The sequence below is a fragment of the Kushneria avicenniae genome, assembly GCF_900112585.1.
GTDB classification, from domain to species: domain Bacteria; phylum Pseudomonadota; class Gammaproteobacteria; order Pseudomonadales; family Halomonadaceae; genus Kushneria; species Kushneria avicenniae.
Window position 1 is genome coordinate 1 of sequence record NZ_FOLY01000003.1, and the last position, 18189, is coordinate 18189.

Annotated in this window: 17 protein-coding genes; 4 read left to right on the forward strand and 13 right to left on the reverse strand. The window is 60.7% G+C overall.

The genetic code is table 11. From position 1 onward, the window contains the following. On the forward strand, window positions 1-695 hold a 695-nt coding region (locus BM079_RS06445), incomplete at its 5' end, for a DDE-type integrase/transposase/recombinase (RefSeq protein WP_175489622.1). Window positions 696-754: 59 nt separating this feature from the next. Next, window positions 755-1599, forward strand: a protein-coding gene (locus tag BM079_RS06450; RefSeq protein WP_090132068.1) for an IS5 family transposase whose coding sequence is annotated in 2 segments (ribosomal slippage) — window positions 755-1088 and window positions 1088-1599 — 846 coding nt in all. Because the reading frame shifts where the segments join, the coding sequence is not laid out codon by codon here. Here BM079_RS06450 and BM079_RS06455 read toward each other — a convergent pair. Both BM079_RS06455 and BM079_RS06460 read right to left on the reverse strand, forming a co-directional pair. Next, window positions 1596-2006 (reverse strand): hypothetical protein, encoded by a 411-nt coding sequence (locus tag BM079_RS06455; RefSeq protein WP_322787937.1) that lies wholly within the window; start codon window positions 2004-2006, stop codon window positions 1596-1598. The genes BM079_RS06450 and BM079_RS06455 overlap by 4 nt on opposite strands. Further along, window positions 1922-3505: an alkaline phosphatase D family protein gene (locus BM079_RS06460; RefSeq protein WP_090132074.1), complete on the reverse strand. Its 1584-nt coding sequence runs from the start codon at window positions 3503-3505 to the stop codon at window positions 1922-1924. The genes BM079_RS06455 and BM079_RS06460 overlap by 85 nt, the downstream gene beginning before the upstream one ends. A gap of 172 nt (window positions 3506-3677) precedes the next feature. Here BM079_RS06460 and BM079_RS06465 point away from each other — a divergent pair, with 172 nt between their 5' ends. Then, window positions 3678-4019: a hypothetical protein gene (locus BM079_RS06465; protein WP_090132077.1), complete on the forward strand. Its 342-nt coding sequence runs from the start codon at window positions 3678-3680 to the stop codon at window positions 4017-4019. Window positions 4020-4088: 69 nt separating this feature from the next. On the opposite strand, the gene BM079_RS06470 is transcribed toward BM079_RS06465, so the two are convergent. The 3 genes from BM079_RS06470 to hemB form a co-directional block, all read right to left on the reverse strand. Then, the gene (locus BM079_RS06470) at window positions 4089-6281 is read right to left on the reverse strand and encodes an OsmC domain/YcaO domain-containing protein (RefSeq protein ID WP_090132079.1); all 2193 of its coding nucleotides are present in this window, start codon (window positions 6279-6281) and stop codon (window positions 4089-4091) included. A gap of 158 nt (window positions 6282-6439) precedes the next feature. Then, on the reverse strand, window positions 6440-7471 hold the full coding sequence (locus BM079_RS16570) for a hypothetical protein (RefSeq protein WP_139215270.1): 1032 nt from the start codon (window positions 7469-7471) through the stop codon (window positions 6440-6442). 201 nt (window positions 7472-7672) lie between these two features. Continuing rightward, window positions 7673-8647: a porphobilinogen synthase gene (gene hemB / locus BM079_RS06480; protein WP_090132084.1), complete on the reverse strand. Its 975-nt coding sequence runs from the start codon at window positions 8645-8647 to the stop codon at window positions 7673-7675. A gap of 159 nt (window positions 8648-8806) precedes the next feature. Here hemB and BM079_RS06485 point away from each other — a divergent pair, with 159 nt between their 5' ends. Next, window positions 8807-10108, forward strand: coding sequence for a hypothetical protein (locus BM079_RS06485; RefSeq protein WP_090132087.1), 1302 nt, complete (start codon window positions 8807-8809; stop codon window positions 10106-10108). A gap of 23 nt (window positions 10109-10131) precedes the next feature. Here BM079_RS06485 and lldD read toward each other — a convergent pair whose 3' ends face one another. From lldD to rhaM, 8 genes are all read right to left on the reverse strand, one after another. Continuing rightward, complete coding sequence (gene lldD, locus BM079_RS06490; RefSeq protein WP_090132089.1) at window positions 10132-11286, reverse strand: FMN-dependent L-lactate dehydrogenase LldD; 1155 nt, start codon at window positions 11284-11286, stop codon at window positions 10132-10134. A 136-nt stretch (window positions 11287-11422) separates the two neighbouring features. After that, complete coding sequence (aldA, locus tag BM079_RS06495; protein WP_090132091.1) at window positions 11423-12865, reverse strand: aldehyde dehydrogenase; 1443 nt, start codon at window positions 12863-12865, stop codon at window positions 11423-11425. 31 nt (window positions 12866-12896) lie between these two features. Next, a complete protein-coding gene (locus tag BM079_RS06500; protein ID WP_217639647.1) occupies window positions 12897-14174 on the reverse strand; it encodes an MFS transporter in 1278 nt (425 codons plus the stop codon). Between the two features lie 86 nt (window positions 14175-14260). Then, window positions 14261-15064: an HpcH/HpaI aldolase family protein gene (locus BM079_RS06505; RefSeq protein ID WP_090132094.1), complete on the reverse strand. Its 804-nt coding sequence runs from the start codon at window positions 15062-15064 to the stop codon at window positions 14261-14263. Window positions 15065-15081: 17 nt separating this feature from the next. After that, window positions 15082-15852, reverse strand: a complete 771-nt coding sequence (locus BM079_RS06510) for an SDR family NAD(P)-dependent oxidoreductase (RefSeq protein ID WP_090132097.1) — start codon at window positions 15850-15852, stop codon at window positions 15082-15084. Window positions 15853-15863: 11 nt separating this feature from the next. Beyond that, on the reverse strand, window positions 15864-16922 hold the full coding sequence (rhaT, locus tag BM079_RS06515) for an L-rhamnose/proton symporter RhaT (protein WP_090132099.1): 1059 nt from the start codon (window positions 16920-16922) through the stop codon (window positions 15864-15866). A 36-nt stretch (window positions 16923-16958) separates the two neighbouring features. Continuing rightward, the gene (locus BM079_RS06520; protein ID WP_090132102.1) at window positions 16959-17864 is read right to left on the reverse strand and encodes an amidohydrolase family protein; all 906 of its coding nucleotides are present in this window, start codon (window positions 17862-17864) and stop codon (window positions 16959-16961) included. Then, the gene (gene rhaM, locus BM079_RS06525; protein WP_175489623.1) at window positions 17851-18189 is read right to left on the reverse strand and encodes an L-rhamnose mutarotase; all 339 of its coding nucleotides are present in this window, start codon (window positions 18187-18189) and stop codon (window positions 17851-17853) included. The genes BM079_RS06520 and rhaM overlap by 14 nt, the downstream gene beginning before the upstream one ends.

The window sequence follows — 18189 nt, forward strand, 5'->3', positions numbered from 1 at the left end:
GTCTGTTTGCACTGCAGCGCTTTATCCCGCATCTGACCCGCTCCAGCCTGCATCGTCTCTATCAGCGCCATGACATCAGCCGGTTGCCACGTGAACCCCGGCCACAAACAAACGCTCAGGCGTTCCGCGAATATCCGATCGGCTATCTGCATCTTGATATCTGTGAAGTCCGCACCGGCGAAGGCCGGGCCTATCTGTTCGTGGCGGTGGATCGTACCTCCAAATTTGTTCATGCCCGGCTTTATCAGAAGGCCAATCGCGAGCAGGCTGCCACATTTCTGGAAGACGCCGTGCAGCAGCTGCCTTACCGGGTGCATACGGTGCTGACCGATAACGGCACACAGTTTGCCAAACGCCGCGGCACCGAAGCCTATAAGCCGCATCGCTTTGATGTGGTCTGCCGTGAACACGGCATCGAGCACCGCCTGACTCGCCCCTTCCATCCGTGGACCAATGGTCAGGTGGAACGGATGAACCGAACCCTCAAGGACGCCACTATCCGCAGCTTCCACTACGCCACGCTCGAGGAGCTGGCAGAACACCTGAAGGACTACCTGTGGGCCTATAACAGTGCCCGGCCGTTACGCTCTTTGAAGGGCAAAACACCCATCGGATTTATTCTGGAAAGATGGCAGGATGACCCGGACAGGTTCCATCAAAACCCGAACCATTACTTCCCGGGACCAAATATCTAGGTTCTGTCTGAAAAGTCATGACTGCTACGCTGCCCCTGTTCACCGAACAGGAGACTGGCATGGCAGGCCGCTACGAGCTTTCCGATCAGCGCTGGCACATGATCGAGGACATCGTTTCTCCCCCGCAGACCATGGGGCGCCCGCGCAGGGATGATCGACAGATGCTCAATGGTATTCTCTGCTCAGGGGCACAGTGGCGCGATCTGCCGGAGCGTTACGGGCCATGGAAGACCGTTTATCAACGTTTCCGACAATGGCGCGATGACGGTACCTTCGACCAGATCCTGACGCGCCTGCACCTTCGTCTGCGAGAAGACGGTTATATGGATCTCGACACCTGGATGGTGGATTCCACCTCCATTAGAGCGACCCGGTCGGCCAGCGGTGCCGGCAAAAAGGGGGATCGCTAGAACCGCTGGATCATGCCCTCGGTCGCAGTCGTGGCGGTCTAACCACGAAGATACACCTGCTGTGCGATAGCTGCGGATTTCCCATCACCTTCTCCCTGTCAGCAGGTCAGCGCGCCGACTCGACCCACCTGACTGACCTGCTCGGGCAGGTCCGGTTGCCGGGTCGTTCCGGCCGCCCTCGAAAGCGCAGCCGCTATCTCGTGGCAGACAAGGGCTACGATAGTGATGCATTGCGACGCTACTGCACGCGTTACGGCATGCGTCCGATCATTCCCCGACGCCGTATGCATCGCCGCCCACGCCCGGGGTTGCCGCATCAGTTCGACCGGCCAAAATATCGTCAGCGCAATGTAGTAGAGCGGCTGTTCGGCTGGCTCAAGGAAAAGCGCCGGTTGAATACCCGTTACGACAAGCTGGCCAGCAGCTTCAGGGCCATGGTGACACTGGCCTGTATCGAGCGATGCATGAGAGCCGACTTTTCAGACAGAACCTAGGCATAAAGTCTCTTGTAGCTGGTAAATAGGCGCTGGTGCCGATCGAGACCGTCCAGGTTCATACCGGTCTCGGTAAGGCCATAAAAGCGCACATCGCCGTAGGCCGAGCCGACCGCGGCGAGAATCTTCTCCTCGCCAAACATGCGCGAGAGGTTCCTGTAGTAGTCCTCGAACTCGAGTTCGTCATCGAGGGCGATCTCAAGCACCGCGGTGAGCGCCTGATAGAACAGACCGCGGTCGCAAGTGATGTGGTTGTACTGCAAAAACATCCGCGGGCGATCACGTTGAGCATCCAGCGATTCAGTCGGCGGCCAAGTGGTGGTCAGGCGCTGGCAACGCGAGCTTCCGGGGCCAGCACCTGGGTGTGCAGCGTTTGACCGTCGCTGTCCTTCAACCGAACCGTCAATGTTTCACTGTCGCCATCCAGATCGACCTGTCCGAAGAACTGATAACCGGCCGAAGGCGGTAGATTCGACTGCCCTTCCGGCGGCGCCTTGTGGAAAACCACTTCCGGGCCGAAGGTGGCATCCATCTCGCTGGGGCCGAAGGTGCCGGCATGGAGTGGCCCGCTGACGAACTCCCAGAACGGCTTGAACTGTTTGAACGCGGCGCGCTCCGGGGCGTAGTGGTGCGCGGCGGTGTAGTGCACGTCAGCGGTGAACCAGACCACATTCTGAACATTGTCATCGCGGATCGCCTGTAGCAGCCGGGCGATCTCCAGCTCGCGCCCCAGCGGCTGACCAGGGTCATTGTTGGCGATCGCCTCGAAGTGGTCACCATCCGGGACCACCATGCCGATGGGCATGTCGGCGGCGATGATCTTCCAGGTCGCAGTCGAGTCATTGAGTGCCTGACGCAGCCAGCGAAACTGGTTCTCGCCGAGAAACGCTGTCGCGTCCGAGGCATCCGACTGCAGATTGGGGCTGTTGGGGCCACGGTAGCTGCGCATGTCGAGCATGAAGACCTCCATGCCCGGGCCGTAGGAGAAGCGCCGATAAATGCGCTGTTGCGCCTCGGCGGACATGCGAATCGGCATGTACTCGACAAATGCCTGACGGGCACGGGCCGAAAGCAGGGCCACGTTTTTCTCGGTGTAGCGGTCGTCGTCGAGGATCTCCTGCGGATACCAGTTGTTGACCGTTTCGTGGTCATCCCACTGCGCCAGTATCGGCACCTCGGAGGCAAAGCGGCGGAAGTTGGCATCAAGGTGGTTGTAGGCGTGCTGGCCGCGGTATTCGGCCAGCGTCTCGGCCACCTTCTGCTTGGCCGGCGTCATCAGATTGCGCCAGGTGCCGCCATCGGGCAGTGCCACCTCGGCCGTCAGCGGACCATCGGCATAAACGCTGTCGCCGGAATGGATGAAAAAATCCGGCTGGACCTGGCGCATCGCCTCCCAGGTACGCATGCCGCCGCGGGATTCGTCGATGCCCCAGCCCTGACCGACCACGTCGCCGGACCAGACGAAGCGCAGGTGTCGCGGCGTGGTTGGCGGCAGGCGTAGTTGCCCTGTCACCGGCTCGCTCACCGCACGCTCATCGCCGAGCGTGGCGAAGCGCACACGGTAGTGAATCTGATCCATACCGCCCAGACCGGTGGCGTCGATCCTGCCGATCAGATCACTGCCGGGCAGGACATCGACGGGCGCAAGCTGACGCACGCCGCGAAACCCGGGATTGTCGGCGACCTCGACCAGCATCCGTGAGGGTTGGCTCGCCCGTCCCCAGAGCATGGCTCGGTCGGGGAGTACATCGCCGCTCATGACGCTACCTTCAACGCTCGGGCGCCGGCCTTCGGCGAGCACGATCGCCGGCGCGCCAAAAAGCGCCATCCCTGCCAGGCCAGCGCCCATCTGTCCGCTGGTGATCAGGAAATCGCGTCGCGTCAGAATCCGGGAAGGCTTCGTCATGCGTGTTCTCCTCTCGCGTTATGGTGGATCAGTATCGAGAAGCGCAGACTAATGGCGTTCAATGACAGCCCAATGACCCCTTGATGGAAAAACCGTGGTCAGGGTCAGCAGTTAATCGAAAGACAGCGGCAGAGATTTAACGGCAGCTCGATGCACAGGAAAACTCATCAGAATGTTTTTCAAATCATTGAAAGTATTGCTTTATATCGTGATCGGACTTCTAGCGCTCATCGGACTCATGACGGTATTGATCATTGCTGGAGTGGTGCTGTCGGGCTATGCCGATACCGGCCACGACTGCGCTGACCGCTCTGATGCACAGGTCAAAAGGGATCTCGAGGCCTACGCGTCGAGGCATCCGGAGTCTTTCAGTATGGAGGGCTATCGTATGCTGGGAGAGCGACGCTATACCGAGTCAAAGCGCGGCGATATTCTGGCGATTCCCTTCGAGACAACAAGCGGCAGATTTACAGGGCTTTTGACCTGTCAGGGTCACGTAGAGCTTAGCGGCTGACGCCCGGATCAGTATTCAGAATCCATCGAATCGATGATGGGCCCGCCCTGATGGGGCGGGCCCGCCACCTCAGGCCTTCGCCGCCCGCCAGGCATGGAGCTTCTTGTAGCTCGTCACCAGGCGCTGGTGCCGGTCAATGCCTTCAAGATGCAGGTTGGTCTCGGTGAGGCCATAAAAGCGCACGTCGCCGTTGACCGAACCCACCGCGGCAAGAATCTTCTCTTCGCCGAACATGCGCGAGAGGTTCCTGTAGTAGTCGTTGAACTCCAGCTCGTCATCCAGCGCGATCTCGAGCACGGCGGTGAGCGCCTGATAGAACAGACCGCGGTCGCGGGTGTTGTCGTTGAACTGCAAAAACATCTGCGTGCGGTCGAGCGCGTCCTCGTACTGGCCGAGTGCGAGGCTGATGAGCAGCTTCAGCTCGGCAATCGTCAGCTCCGACCAGACGGTGTTGTCGTCGAACTCGACGCCGATGAGCGTGACAATCTTCATCTGCTCGTCGAGCTCGCTCTCTTCCAGCCGCGCCAGCAGGTCCGCGAGCTGCTCATCCTCCAATGCGTGCAGGTTGAGGATGTCTTCGCGGTAGTTGAGCGCCATGTTGGTGTTGTCCCACACCAGATCATCCACCGGATACACCTCGGAGTAGCCCGGCACCAGAATGCGGCACACCGGCGCGCCCAGGTCCTCATGGTGGGTGACATACGCCTCATGGCCGTCTTCCGCCAGGATGCCGAACAGCCGCTCAGCTTCCTCACTCGTGTCGCCGGAGAAATCCCAGTCGCAGAACTCGACGTCCGCGCGGGCGCTGAAAAAGCGCCAGGAGACCACACCGGAGGAGTCGATGAAGTGCTCAACGAAGTTGTTCGGCTCCGCCACCGCCTGCGAATTAAAGGTCGGCTGGGGCAGATCATCCATGCCCTCGAAGCTGCGGCCCTGCAACAGCTCCGTCAGGCTGCGCTCGATGGCGACCTGAAGGCTCGGATGCGCGCCGAAGGAGGCAAACACGCCGCCGGTGCGCCGGTTCATCAGGGTCACGCACGCCACCGGGTAGCGCCCACCAAGGGAGGCATCCTTCACCAGCACCGGGAAGCCCTGGGCTTCCAGCGCATCGATGCCGGCCTTGATGCCGGGATAGCGCGCCAGCACGTCTTCCGGCACGTCCGGCAGGGCGATCTCCTGCTCGATGATCTGGCGCTTCACCGCTCGCTCGAAGATTTCCGACAGGCACTGCACCTGCGCTTCTGCCAGCGTGTTGCCCGCACTCATGCCGTTGCTGAGAAACAGGTTCTCGATCAGATTCGATGGGAACCAGACGGTCTCGCCGTCCGAATGACGCGTGAACGGCAGCGCGACAATGCCGCGATCGGCGCGGCCGGAGTTGGTGTCGATCAGGTGCGAGGCGCGCAGCTCATCATCCGGGTTGAAGATGTCGAGGCAGTGGTCATCCAGCAGCCCTTCCGGCAGGGCGTCCTCCGGGCCCGGCTGGAACCAGCGCTCATTCGGGTAGTGCACGAAATCGCTATCCGCGATCTCGGGGCCGAAGAACTGATCGTTATAGAAGAAGTTGCACGACAGACGCTCGATGAACTCGCCCAGCGCCGAGCACAGCGCGGCTTCCCTGGTGGCTCCCTTGCCGTTGGTGAAGCACATCGGCGAGGCTGCATCGCGGATGTGCAGTGACCAGACGTTGGGCACGATGTTGCGCCACGAGGCGATCTCGATCTTCATCCCCAGGCGCTCGAGAATGCCGGTCATGTTGGCAATGGTCTGCTCCAGCGGCAGGTCCTTGCCCTCGATCCAGGTGCTCTCCCCTTCACCCTCCTTTCCCGCCATGCCGCCCATCAGCAGCGCCTGGGCGTCCTCATCGATGTTATCGACCACCTCGATCTGGAACTCGGGGTTGTTCTGGATCACCCGCTTGACCGAGCAGCGCTCGATCGAGCGCAGAATGCCGGTGCGGTCCTTCTCGGAGATGTCCTCCGGCAGCTCGACCTGAATGCGGAAAATCTGGTTGTAGCGGTTGTCCGGATCGACGATGTTGTTCTGGGAGAGCCGGATGTTCTCGGTCGGGATCTCGCGGGCGTTGCAGTACACGCGCACGAAATAGGCCGCGCACAGCACGGTGGAAGCCAGAAAGTAATCGAACGGACCGGGCGCGGAGCCATCGCCCTTGTAGCGAATCGGCTGGTCGGTGATGACGGTGAAGTCGTCGAACTTTGCCTCCTGACGGAGGTTGTCGAGATAGTTGACCTTGATTTCCATGAGGCAGAACCGGATTGGTGACGGGTGTCGCGCTGGGCGAATTGCCCGCCATTATCCGGATTTGGAGAGGGTGTGTCTTGGGTAAGGCAATGATTGCTTAATGCGCCATGTCAAAGACATAAAACACGAAACTTTTTATAGAATTATAACCCATTTATTTAAAGCTCTTGCCTTTTATCTTTATATTCGAGCGTCGAAGTGTCATATACAGGCTTGCTTAGCTCCAAATTTGACACCACTTGCTTTATATCTTTCTCTTCAATGCGCTCAAGAAAAATACTCCACAGCCTATGTCGAGTTTCTAAGTCCAAAACCCCATCCATACCTATTTGATCGTTACCAAACAACATTGCATAACCAACAAGCAGGTAACGCATCTTTACTCTTTTTAGGCTTGGAAATTTGTTCCACACATCCCCAGGAGAATAAAACTGAGCTTTAGTGGTCAACGTTAGAAGCCCATTATTAGCATATTCTCTAAAAACGGCTTCAAATCTGTTCTCAACCAGCTTTCCATCTATCTCTTTGGCAATTACCTCTATCTCATTAAGAAAAGCAAGAATTTGCACAACACTGTAATTATCAATCCCTTTTTCTTGGCGTATCTTTAAAGAAAGATAGAGATCATCATCCTTAATAAAGGCAGGATACAACGAGTGATAGATAGCTTCCCAATGTTTATCTATATTGAATACGGTTTGATTCGCTCTCAGACTAGACGAAAGGCCGAAGGGTACCATTGACCTTGAAATCCTTGGCCCCCATTTTACTTTCCTTCTTAAGCTTGACCCCATCTCAACCTTTTTATCTTTTTCGACATCGTAATAAACCACCAACCCTCTATTTTCTATATATGCCTCTCCAATGACTATACCTACGCTCAGCGACCACTCTCCGACAGTTATTACCCAATCACCTTCTTTTATAGAAAAGATGAATTTTTTTATTTGATTAAAACTTGCTGACTCTGCTCGTTTGCTGGACTTATTTTCTTGGCGCTTTTTAGAAACTGTATCTTTTAACCAGCCCTCTTCTGGAGCAAAAAGCTCACAATCTTCTACCGCAACCCCTAAATCATTTAAATGACCTAATGCCATAAGATCATTCTTAACAAAATGATCGTAATAGCGCCCACCTTCCGCCCTTACCACCCAGTATCTTCTTCCATCAGGAACTTCATATATTTTCATAACATTCATTGCTCGACTGAAATAAAATTTTTAATGATTTGCCATAGCCGTAAAACAGAGCGCCCACCAAAATAAAAATATTATATTTTAGGAACATTAAAAAAAACAATCTCTTATGCTGTCATGAGTCAACAAACAGTGCCCACCAAAAACCGCGCCGAAGCGCGGTTCTAGTCTCAATCACTCAATAACGGATCGACCTTACAACCCCTCCTCCAGCAGCTGCGGGGCGAAGTAGGTCATGATGAGATCGGCGCCGGCGCGGCGCATGGAGCCGAGCGTTTCGCGCACGACGGCGGATTCGTCGATCACGCCCTGTTGGGCAGCGAACTTGATCATCGCGTACTCGCCGCTGACCTGGTACGCCACCAGCGGCAGCAGGCTGTTGCGGCGGATATCGGCCATGATGTCGAGATACGCCAGCGCCGGTTTGACCATCAGAAAATCTGCGCCTTCGGCTTCATCGGCGAGGGATTCCCTGAGCGCTTCGCGGCGGTTCATCGGGTCCATCTGGTAGGTCTTGCGATCGCCTTTCAGCTCGGTGCCGGCGGCTTCGCGGAACGGGCCGTAAAGTGCAGAGGCAAGCTTTGTGGAGTACGCCATGATGGGGATGTCGGTAAAGCCCGTTTCATCCAGCGCTTCGCGGATCGCGGCGACCTGGCCGTCCTGCGCGGATGATGGCGCGATGATGTCGGCGCCGGCCTTCGCGGCCTGCACGGCCTGAATGCCGAGGTTTTTGATGGTGAGGTCGTTGTCGACGGTGTTGCCTTTCAAAATGCCGCAGTGGCCGTGGCTGGTGTACTCGCAAAAGCAGATGTCCGGAATGACCACCAGCTCCGGGGCGGCCTCCTTGATGATGCGCACCATGCGCGCCACCATGCCGTCTTCCTTCAGAGCGTCGCTGCCGGTCTCGTCCTTGTGATGGGAAATGCCGAACGGCATGATGCTTCTCAGCCCCAGCGCGCTCAGGCGCCGGGCTTCTTCCCCCAGTCTGCTTTCCGGAATGCGAGACTGCCCCGGCATGCCTTCAATGGGCGTGAACTCATCGGTGTCTTCCTCGACAAAAATCGGATAGACCAGATGTTCTGCCTTGAGGGAGGTTTCCCGCACGATGTCGCGAAGGGCGTCGCTCGAGCGCAGGCGACGAAGACGGGCCTGCGGAAACTGGGCCGACATGGGCGCTCCTTGAGATGGATGTCTGATCCCTTGAGTATAACGCTGCCACCGGTAACGGTCAGGGCATGCGGACGATACGCCACAGGAGTTTCCCGCCATGCCGACCAGGAGACTATGCTCAGGGCACAACATGAGGCCTGACAGGGAAGCGTAATTTCAATGAGCACCGGGCAGTACGGCACCGAGACAGACAATGATGGCGATAACAGCGCCGAACAGGCACGCAGCCGCACTTCCAGTTCCGGCGAGGAACACGACCCTCGCCCGGTCTGGACCCTCGGCCTTTTGCCGGCACCGGAGCTGCCGGAGCGCATTATCGAGAACATCAAGGCGTCGCTGATCAAACGACTGGAAAACCAGATTTCCAGCGAGGTGCAGTGGCGGCTGGAAGTCCAGGTCGACCCACTGGTCGGCGCCGACGACAAGGGCGAGGATATTCTCGATCAGGCAACATCGCTCAAGTCCTCGAGCGGCTGGCGCTATGCGGTCTGCATCACGGACCTGCCCCTGTTTCGCGGGCGCCAGCTTGTCATCGCCGAGGCCAGTCAGGCGCGTGGCGTGGCGCTTTTATCACAGCCGGCACTGGGTGCCTCGCCAATGACACGGCGTGTGGAAGAGGCGATCGTTCAACTGGTCAGCGAGCTGCATTTCGGCAGCTCGGAAGAGGGCCGGGCCAACGCTCAGCAGTATCACCACAAGGACAGCACCCATCGTCGCCGCAATGCCCGCGAGCTGGTAGGCAGGCGGCTGTCGGAATGGATTGCCCCCATCGCCAGGCTCAATGTCGATGACGACCAGCATCGCATTGATGTGCGTTTCGTCTCGAAGTTTCGCCCGACCGGCGACATCAAGCTGATCGGCGGTATGGTACGCGCCAACCGGCCATGGACCATCTTTCCTGCCTTTCGACGCATCGGCGTGGCGGCATTCGCCACCGGCGCCTACGGCATGATTTTCACCTCGATGTGGCGATTGGCCGACAGCTATGAACCGTGGCGGTTTGCGGCCATGATGCTTGCCTCGCTGATCGCGATGACCCTCTGGATCATTGTCGATCACAATCTGTGGGAGCCGCTGCGCCACAAAAATGCCTTTCCGAACGCTGGCCTCTATAACCTGGCAACCACTTTTACGCTCGGCATCGGCGTACTGTTCTATTACGTCACGCTGTTTATTTTGTTTTTCCTGTGTGCGTGGCTGCTCGTGCCGCCCGCCGTGATGGGCCAGACCCTGGGCCACGAGGCTGGCTGGTTACAGTTTCTGTCGCTGGCGTGGCTGGCAGCCTCGATGGGCACCATCGGCGGTGCGCTTGGCTCGGGGCTGGAAAGCGATGAAACCGTACGAAGCGCCACCTACGGCTATCGCCAGCAGGCTCGCCAGCAGCATGTCAAGGCATTGACGGACAGTGACAGCCAGGAATCTTCAAACGAACAAGGCGCGCGCCACCAGGACCGTTCATGATCGGGCACTGGTAGCCCTCGGGCTCAGGGATTTGACGTTTCCAGCGCACTGACCAGCGCATTCTGATCGATTTCGGCAATCGAGCGCTTGCTGGTCAGCGTCATCGCGACCCGCATCTCCTTTTCAAACAGATCGAGCAGGTTGGCCACGCCGGCCTCCCCGGCGGCCGCCAGCGCAAAGATCCACGAGCGCCCCAGCATCACGGTATCGGCACCAAGGGCGAGCATGCGCACCACGTCCAGGCCATTGCGCACGCCGGAGTCGGCCAGAATCTTCAGCTCGCCGCTGACGGCGTCTGCGACCGGTGGCAACGCACGGGCGCTGGAGAGCACGCCGTCAAGCTGTCGGCCACCGTGATTGGACACCACGATACCGTCGGCACCGAAGCGCACCGCATCGCGAGCGTCGTCGGGGTCGAGAATGCCCTTGATGATTATGCTCCCCTTCCAGAACTCGCGAATCCACTCCAGATCCTTCCACGAGATCGCCGGGTCAAAATTCTTGCCCAGCCAGCCAATGTAGTCCTCGAGTCCGGTCACCTGCCCTCTATATTCGGAGATATTGCCCAGATCATGCGGGCGGCCATGCAGGCCGACATCCCAGCTCCACTGCGGATGCAACGCTGCCTGAAGCATGCGGCGCTGAGCGGCAAACGGCCCGCTCATGCCGGAGTGCGCATCACGATAGCGCGCGCCGGGCGTGGGCATATCCACCGTAAAGACCAGCGTGCGCACGCCCGCCGCCCAGGCCTTTTCCAGCGCGTGCTGCATGAAGCCGCGATCCTTGAGCACGTAGAGCTGGAACCAGAGAGGCTGTTCGCTGGCGCGGGCCACCTCATCGATCGGGCACACCGACACCGTCGACAGGGTAAAGGGAATGCCTTTCAAGGCAGCCGCGCGGGCGGCCTGCACCTCGCCGCGGCGGGCATACATCCCGGCCAGCCCTACCGGCCCCAGCGCCACCGGCATGGCAAGCTTGCGGCCGAAAAGCTCGGTGCCAAGCGAGAGCTCCGACATGTCGGTCAGCACGCGCTGACGCAGGGCGATGTCGCTCAGATCGCTGACGTTGCGCGCCAGCGTGTGCTCGGCATAGGAGCCCCCGTCAGCATAGTGAAACAGAAACGGCGGCAGCCGACGTCGAGCGGCGCGACGATAGTCCGTGGAGGCGGAGATGATCATGGAAATACCTGCATGAAAAAGCCCGCGATCCTGTCGGGGGCCACCCTCGACCAATCGAGGGCGGCGGTGCTCGCGGGCGTTGCTGAATGTCCGAACGCGGCGTCTTGATCAGGCCGCCTGGCCAACGAGGGTAGGCTCAGGTCTCGATGTAGGCCACATGGGTACGCGTGTACTCATAGAGACCGTGCTTGCCATCGGCGCCCCCGATGCCCGACTTGCCGGTGCCGGCATGAAAGCCCTGCATCGCCTCGAAGTTCTCGCGGTTGACGTAGGTCTCGCCATACTCCAGCTCGCGCACGGCCTTCATCGCCTGTGTCAGGCTGCGGGTATAGATCGAAGAGGTCAGGCCATAATCGGAATCGTTGGCAAGCGCGATGGCCTCGTCAAGATCCTCGACAATCTGGATCGGCAGCACCGGGCCAAAGATCTCGTCTTTCATGACCGCCATGTCGGCGGTGCAATTGCCGAGCACGGTCGGCTCGTAGTGATAGCCCTGACTGACGTCGGCGACCCGGCCGCCGGTCAGCACATCGGCGCCCGCCTGCCGGGCCGAATCGACCATGGCGGCGACCTTGTCCAGCCCGGCCTGGTTGATCAACGGGCCCATATCGACCGACGCATCGGCGCCCGGGTCACCGTAGGTGGTGGCCTGCATCGCCTCGGCCATCTTCTGCTGGAAGGCCTCGGCCACACCGCGCTGCACATAGACGCGCTCGGCGCAGTTGCAGACCTGGCCGTTGTTGATCACGCGGGAATCCTTGATCGCCCTGACGGCCAGATCGAGATCGGCGTCGTCGAGCACGATCGCCGGTGCCTTGCCGCCCAGCTCCAGATTCACCTTGGTGATGTGGTCGGCAGCGTTGTGCATGATCGCCGAACCGGTCGCGACGCTGCCGGTGAAGCTGATCATGTCGACATCGCGGTGTCCGCTCAGCGCACTGCCGGTCGTTTTGCCGCCACCGGAGATGACATTGAACACGCCTTTGGGCAGATCGATGCCGTCAAGCAGTTTCGTGAACTCGAAACAGTTGTCGGGCGTCTCCTCACTGGGCTTGATCACGATGGTGTTGCCGGTCACCAGCGCCGGCGCCATCTTGCGGGCGATCAGAAAGAACGGGAAGTTCCACGGCAGAATGCCGGCAATCACGCCCAGCGGCTTGCGAAACAGAAAGATGTTTTCATTGGGGCGGTCGCTCTCGATGATCTCGCCTTCAATGCGGCGGGCCCACTCGGCCATGTAGTCGAGATAGTCGGCGGTAAAATTGACCTCCGTTTCCGCCAGCGCGCGCACCTTGCCCTGCTCGGCAACGATGATGGCGGCGAGATGATCCACCTCGCCGCGAATCCTGTCGGCCAGCGTATGGAGATATCCGGCACGCTCGATGGCCGGCTTTTTCGCCCATTCCTTTTGCGCTGCGCGGGCGGCCTCGACCGCACGCTGGACATCCTCGGCACCGGACTCGGGTGCCCGGGACAGCAGCGCGCCGGTGGCCGGGTTGTAATTGTCGCGCAGCTCGCCCCTCGCCGAGTCGACGAAGGCACCGTTGATGTAGTTCTGATAGGTCTTGACGTTGCTCATTGTTCGCTCTCCCTGAAGTGATGAAACGCCGTTATGCCGGTACAGCAGGCGCGGCGGCCGATGAACGTTTCAGCGCCAGAATCAGCCCGGCACCGAGGATGGCGATGGCGGCCAGCGTTAACAGCCCCGCCGTCTGACTGGAGAAGAATTCATCGGCGTGCACCCGAATCATGGGCGCCAGAAAACCCCCGACAGCGCCAAACAGATTGACGAAGCCAATCCCGGCCGCCAGCGCCGTGCCCGAGAGCAACTGGGTCGGCATGGTCCAGAAGACCGGCTGCACGGCGATGAAACCGGCCGCAGCGACGCACAGGGCCACCATCGCCACCAGTGGTGACACCAGCCCGGACACGCCAATGCCCACGCCCGCCGCCAGCAGGGTGACAGCTGCAATATTGCGCCGCTCGCCCAGCCGGTCCGACAGTCTGGGGATGTACCAGGTCCCGACCAGCGCGGCGACCCAGGGGATGGCGGCCACGAGCGAGGCGGTAAAACCGACCTTCGATCCCATCAGCGCGGCGACCTGAGTCGGCAGGAAAAAGATCAGCCCGTAGACCGCAATCTGGATCGTCATGTAGATGATCGCCAGATGCCAGATGCGCGGGGTTCGTACCGCCTCCCGAATGCTGCCGGTGGCGGCGTCACGGCGCTCACTGTCCAGTTGCGCCTTGAGCGCCTGCTTCTCATCTCGGGTGAGAAAGCCAGCCTTGTCAGGGGTATCCACAAGCCAGAGGAAGGTAAACAGGCCGGCGACGACGGCCATCAGCCCCTCGATCATGAACATCCAGTACCAGCCGGGATGACCGAGAAAGCCGTGCATTTCAAGCAGTGCCCCGGACAACGGCGAACCAAACGTCAGCGCCAGCGGCGCCCCCATGTAGAAAAGGCCCATGATCCCGGCCCGCTTGTCACGCGGAAACCACAGCGAGGTGAGATAGATCATGCCGGGAAAAAAGCCGGCTTCCACGGCGCCGAGCAGAGTACGCACCAGCAGGAATTTCACCTCGGTATCGGCAAACGCCATACTGGCGGACAAAAGCCCCCATAGCACGGTGGTGGTGCCGATCCACTTCTTTGCGCCCCAGCGATACATGATCAGGTTGGCCGGCATCCCCAGCGCGGCGTAGAGCACGAAAAAGATCCCGGCGCCGAGGGCATAGGCTTCGTTACTCAGGCCCGTATCGAGCTGATAGGCCTCCTTGGCGAAACCGATGTTCGAGCGGTCCAGGAACGCCAGGACATACAGGGCCAGCATGAAGGGCACCAGCCGATAGCGATTTTTGGTCACCGCAGTGTCGAGCGCCGTCACATTGTGCTCCTTGTCATCTCGGAATCCCTCCGTTCAGCACCGAAGCGCTGCGATGTTTGAGCCGTTATCCAGGCAAAACGCCCGGCTCAATAGGTTGGCCGCGACGCCGTTTCGGCGGCCGATCCCACAGAGGTGTGTCGACGCGCCGTGGCCACCGCGCTGTCGCGCAGCATCGAGATATCGATACCGGTGGCGATGAAATCGAAACCGTCTTCGCCGTAGCGACGCGCATCCGCCTCGGCCGGCGCCAGAATGCCGGCCGGTTTGCCCGCCTGTTTCGTGGCGCTCAGCGCCCGGGCGATCAGGGTCTGGACAGCGTCGTGATTGGGATCACCGGGATGGCCAACGCTGGCCGAGAGATCGGCCGGGCCGACGAAGACCGCATCAATTCCGTCGGTGGCCGCGATGGCCTCGGCGTTGTCCACCCCGGTGCGGGATTCGATCTGGACGATCAGGCAGATGTCATCGCGGGCATTGGCCTGATAGTCCTCGACGGCGCCCCAGCGCGCCGCGCGGATCAGCCCGCCGCCCACCCCTCGAAAGCCGGCCGTGGGATAGCGGGTGGCAGCCACCAGCGCTGCCGCCTGCTCGGCGGTCTCGACCATCGGAATCATCAGCGTCTGGGCGCCGATATCCAGCAGCTGCTTGATCAGCGCCGGGTCGTGATTGACCGCGCGCACGATCGGGGCCGGATCATAGGCGGCGATCGCCTGCAGCTGGCTCAGGATCGTGGGCACGGTATTGGGGGCGTGCTCGCCGTCGATCAGCAGCCAGTCGAAGCCGGTCGTGGCCATGATCTCGGCGATATAGGCACTGCCGGTGCCCAGCCAGCACCCGTAGCGCGGGGTACCGGTCAGCAAGGCAGTGAAAGGGTTACGGGGGTGTTCCATGATAGAGACTCCGCGAATTACTGCAGATTGGCGAACAGGCCACCGTCGACCAGCAGCGCCGCGCCGGTGACGTACTGGGCCAGATCAGAGGCCAGAAAGACCGCCGGCCCGGCCAGGTCATCGGGCGTGCCCAGCCGGCCCAGCGGCGTTCGGCCCTCCATGTAGGCACGCTTGTCCGGATCGGCGAGATCGTCGCGATTGATGTCGGTTTCGATGGTGCCGGGCAGCAGCGCGTTACAGCGGATGCCGTGCGGCCCGAGGGCGATGGCGGTGGACTGCATCAGCGACAGCACGCCCGCCTTGGTGGGCGTGTAGTGGGTCTGCATGCCGCCACCGACCAGCGCCGAGATCGAACTGACCGCGATGATGGCCCCGCCGTCGCCCTGTTTGACCATCTGATTGGCCGCGGCCTGCACGGCGAAGTAGGCGCCGTTAAGGTTCACATCGACGGTTTTGAGATAGGTCTCCCGCGGCATGTCGAGAAACGAATGAAACGGACAGATACCGGCGTTATTGATGAACGTGTCGAGCCGGCCGAAGGCCGAGACGGCGGCTTCGACCAGCCGCTCACCGGTCTCGGGGTCTTCGGCGGAAGCGGCCACCCAGGTCGATCTGACGCCCAGCGCGGCGATCTCATCCGCCGTGGCTGCCAGCGCCTCGCGCGACTCGGCCGTGTCCTCGGCACTGATCGCCACGTTGGCGCCATGCTCGGCACATTTCAGCGCGATGGCGCGGCCGATGCCTTTGGAGCCACCGGTGACAAACACATTTCGATCCTTGAGCAACATGATGTTCTCTCCTAGCGCAGATAGTTACCGAAGCCGACCATGGCGACCGAGACCAGAATGATGCCAATGCCGGTGATCAGCACTCGGCGGTTGGCCGCGGAGGTGCCGCGCCACTCCTTGAAGAACAGCCCCCACAGGTTGGAGATGATGATGATGAACGACATGTGCAGCACCCAGGAGCTGGCATCGTTGTCCAGCCGGGACTCGCCCATGCCGTAGAAGAAGAACTGCAAAAACCAGATCGTGCCGGCCACGGCGCACAGCAGATAGTTACGCAAGAGCGGCGAGTCGGTATTGATATAGTCGCCGTAGCTGCGGTTGCGAATGTTCATCGCGACACACCAGAGGGCGTTGGTGGTCAGCCCGCCCCACATGATCACCATGAAGGTCACGTTGTTCTGGAACAGCGAGTTGGCCCCGCTGGCCAGCGCGGCCTCGGCCAGCGGATGGCCGGCGTTGATGCCCCAGTTAAAGGCCGCAGACAACACGCCCGAGATGATGGCCACGACCAGCCCCTTGCCGAGCGAGAACTCGGCCACACCGGCGTACTTGTCGGCATCGGAGACTTCTTTCTCCTTCATCATGCCGGCACGCCCGCATACCGCGATGCCGATCAGGGACACCGCCACCCCGCCCAGCACCAGCAGGCCGCCGGTGGTGGAGAACATATGGCTGAGCGTGCCGGTAGTGTCATCGGTGAACAGATCGCGATAGAGCGGCGGCATCAGGGCGCCAAAGGTCGAGGTCAGCCCCATCACGATCGACATGCCCAGACTCAACCCCAGGTAACGCATGGTCAGGCCAAAGGTCAGCCCGCCAATGCCCCACAGCACGCCAAACAGATAGGTCCAGAAGAGGGTCGACGGCGACGCCTCGGCCAGAATCGCGCCGAAGCCCGGTACCGTCAGCACCGCCGCCAGCCAGGGCACCAGAAGCCAGGAAAAGAGCCCGCCGAGAATCCACAGACTCTCCCAGGACCAGCGCTTGACCTCCTTGTAGGGGATATAAAAGCTGCCCGCGGCAAGACCGCCGATGAAATGCAGCAGTACCCCCATCATGATGATGCCCATGACGCCTCCTTGTTGTGTTGTTCGGTCGTTCGGGATTTAAGGATTGGCCGCGTCGATGCGATAGACATGACGTGCATTGTCGGCAAACAGCGCATCACGCTCGGCAGCACTCACGCCGCCGACAACCTCGGCGTAGGCGCGCCAGATGTCGGCATAGCCGGCGTAGAGACCGTCGACCGGATAGTTCGAGGCAAACAGACAGCGCTCAACGCCGAACGTATCGATGGCCTGAAGGATCAGCGGCCGAATACTGCCGGGTGTCCAGTCGTGATCGAGCATGCCGAAGCCGGAGAGCTTGATCGCCACGTTGGGCCGCGCTGCCAGCGCCGTCAGGCCATCGCGCCAGGCGCGCCAGCCGGCCGGGGTGGTGCGATCGACATACATGCCGGCGTGATTGATCACGAAGGTCACATCCGGAAAGTCTGCAGCCAGCTGTGCGGCGGCCGGCATCTGACCCGGATAGAGCTGCAGGTCGAAGGAGAGGCCATGCTCGGCCAGCAGGGCAAAACCTGCCCGCCACTCGGGCTCGCGCATGTAATGGCGCCCGACGTAGTCATAGAGTGGATCGGCATGGACGTTAAGAATCTGACGCACCCCCCGCACCCGATCGCAGGCGGCCATCTGGCGTGAAATCATCTCGTGGGCGTTCGGAGCCGACAGATCGGCCCCGACGACGAGGGCGCCAATCAGGTCAGGTGCCCCCGCCTCATTGGCCAGCCCCGTCAGCCACTGCGTCTCCCTGAGCGGATCGGTGGCGTCGGCCTCGATATGCACCACGGCTTCGATGTCGATATCACCGGCACCCGCCAGCAGTTCGGCGGGGCCGAAGTCGCGAGCCATGGGCGAATAGTCGCCGAGCAGATTGGGCTGCGGGGTCTCCAGCCACGGCTGGATGCCCAGATCGAGCTGCCAGAAATGGACGTGGGGATCAACGACGCGCATCGTTGGCCTCCTCGTTGAGCGTAAACACCTCATCCAGCCCTACCGCGATCGGCGAGGCATCGTCATGGGTCGCCATGAGGTCGGCCATGTGCTCCCACCAGCGCTGCATGACCGGCAGCTCGGGCAGCGCATCGACGCGATGGTCATCGTCGAGCTGCATCACGGCGAACAGATGGCACGACTGTGGATCGAGAAAGATGCGATAGTCCCGCACGCCGGCCGCGCGCAGGGCGCCCACCAGTTCCGGCCAGATCTCGTCGTGACGACGCCGGTATTCGGCCTCCTGGCCGGGGTTCAGCGTCATGCGAAAGGCGCGCAGCGTCAT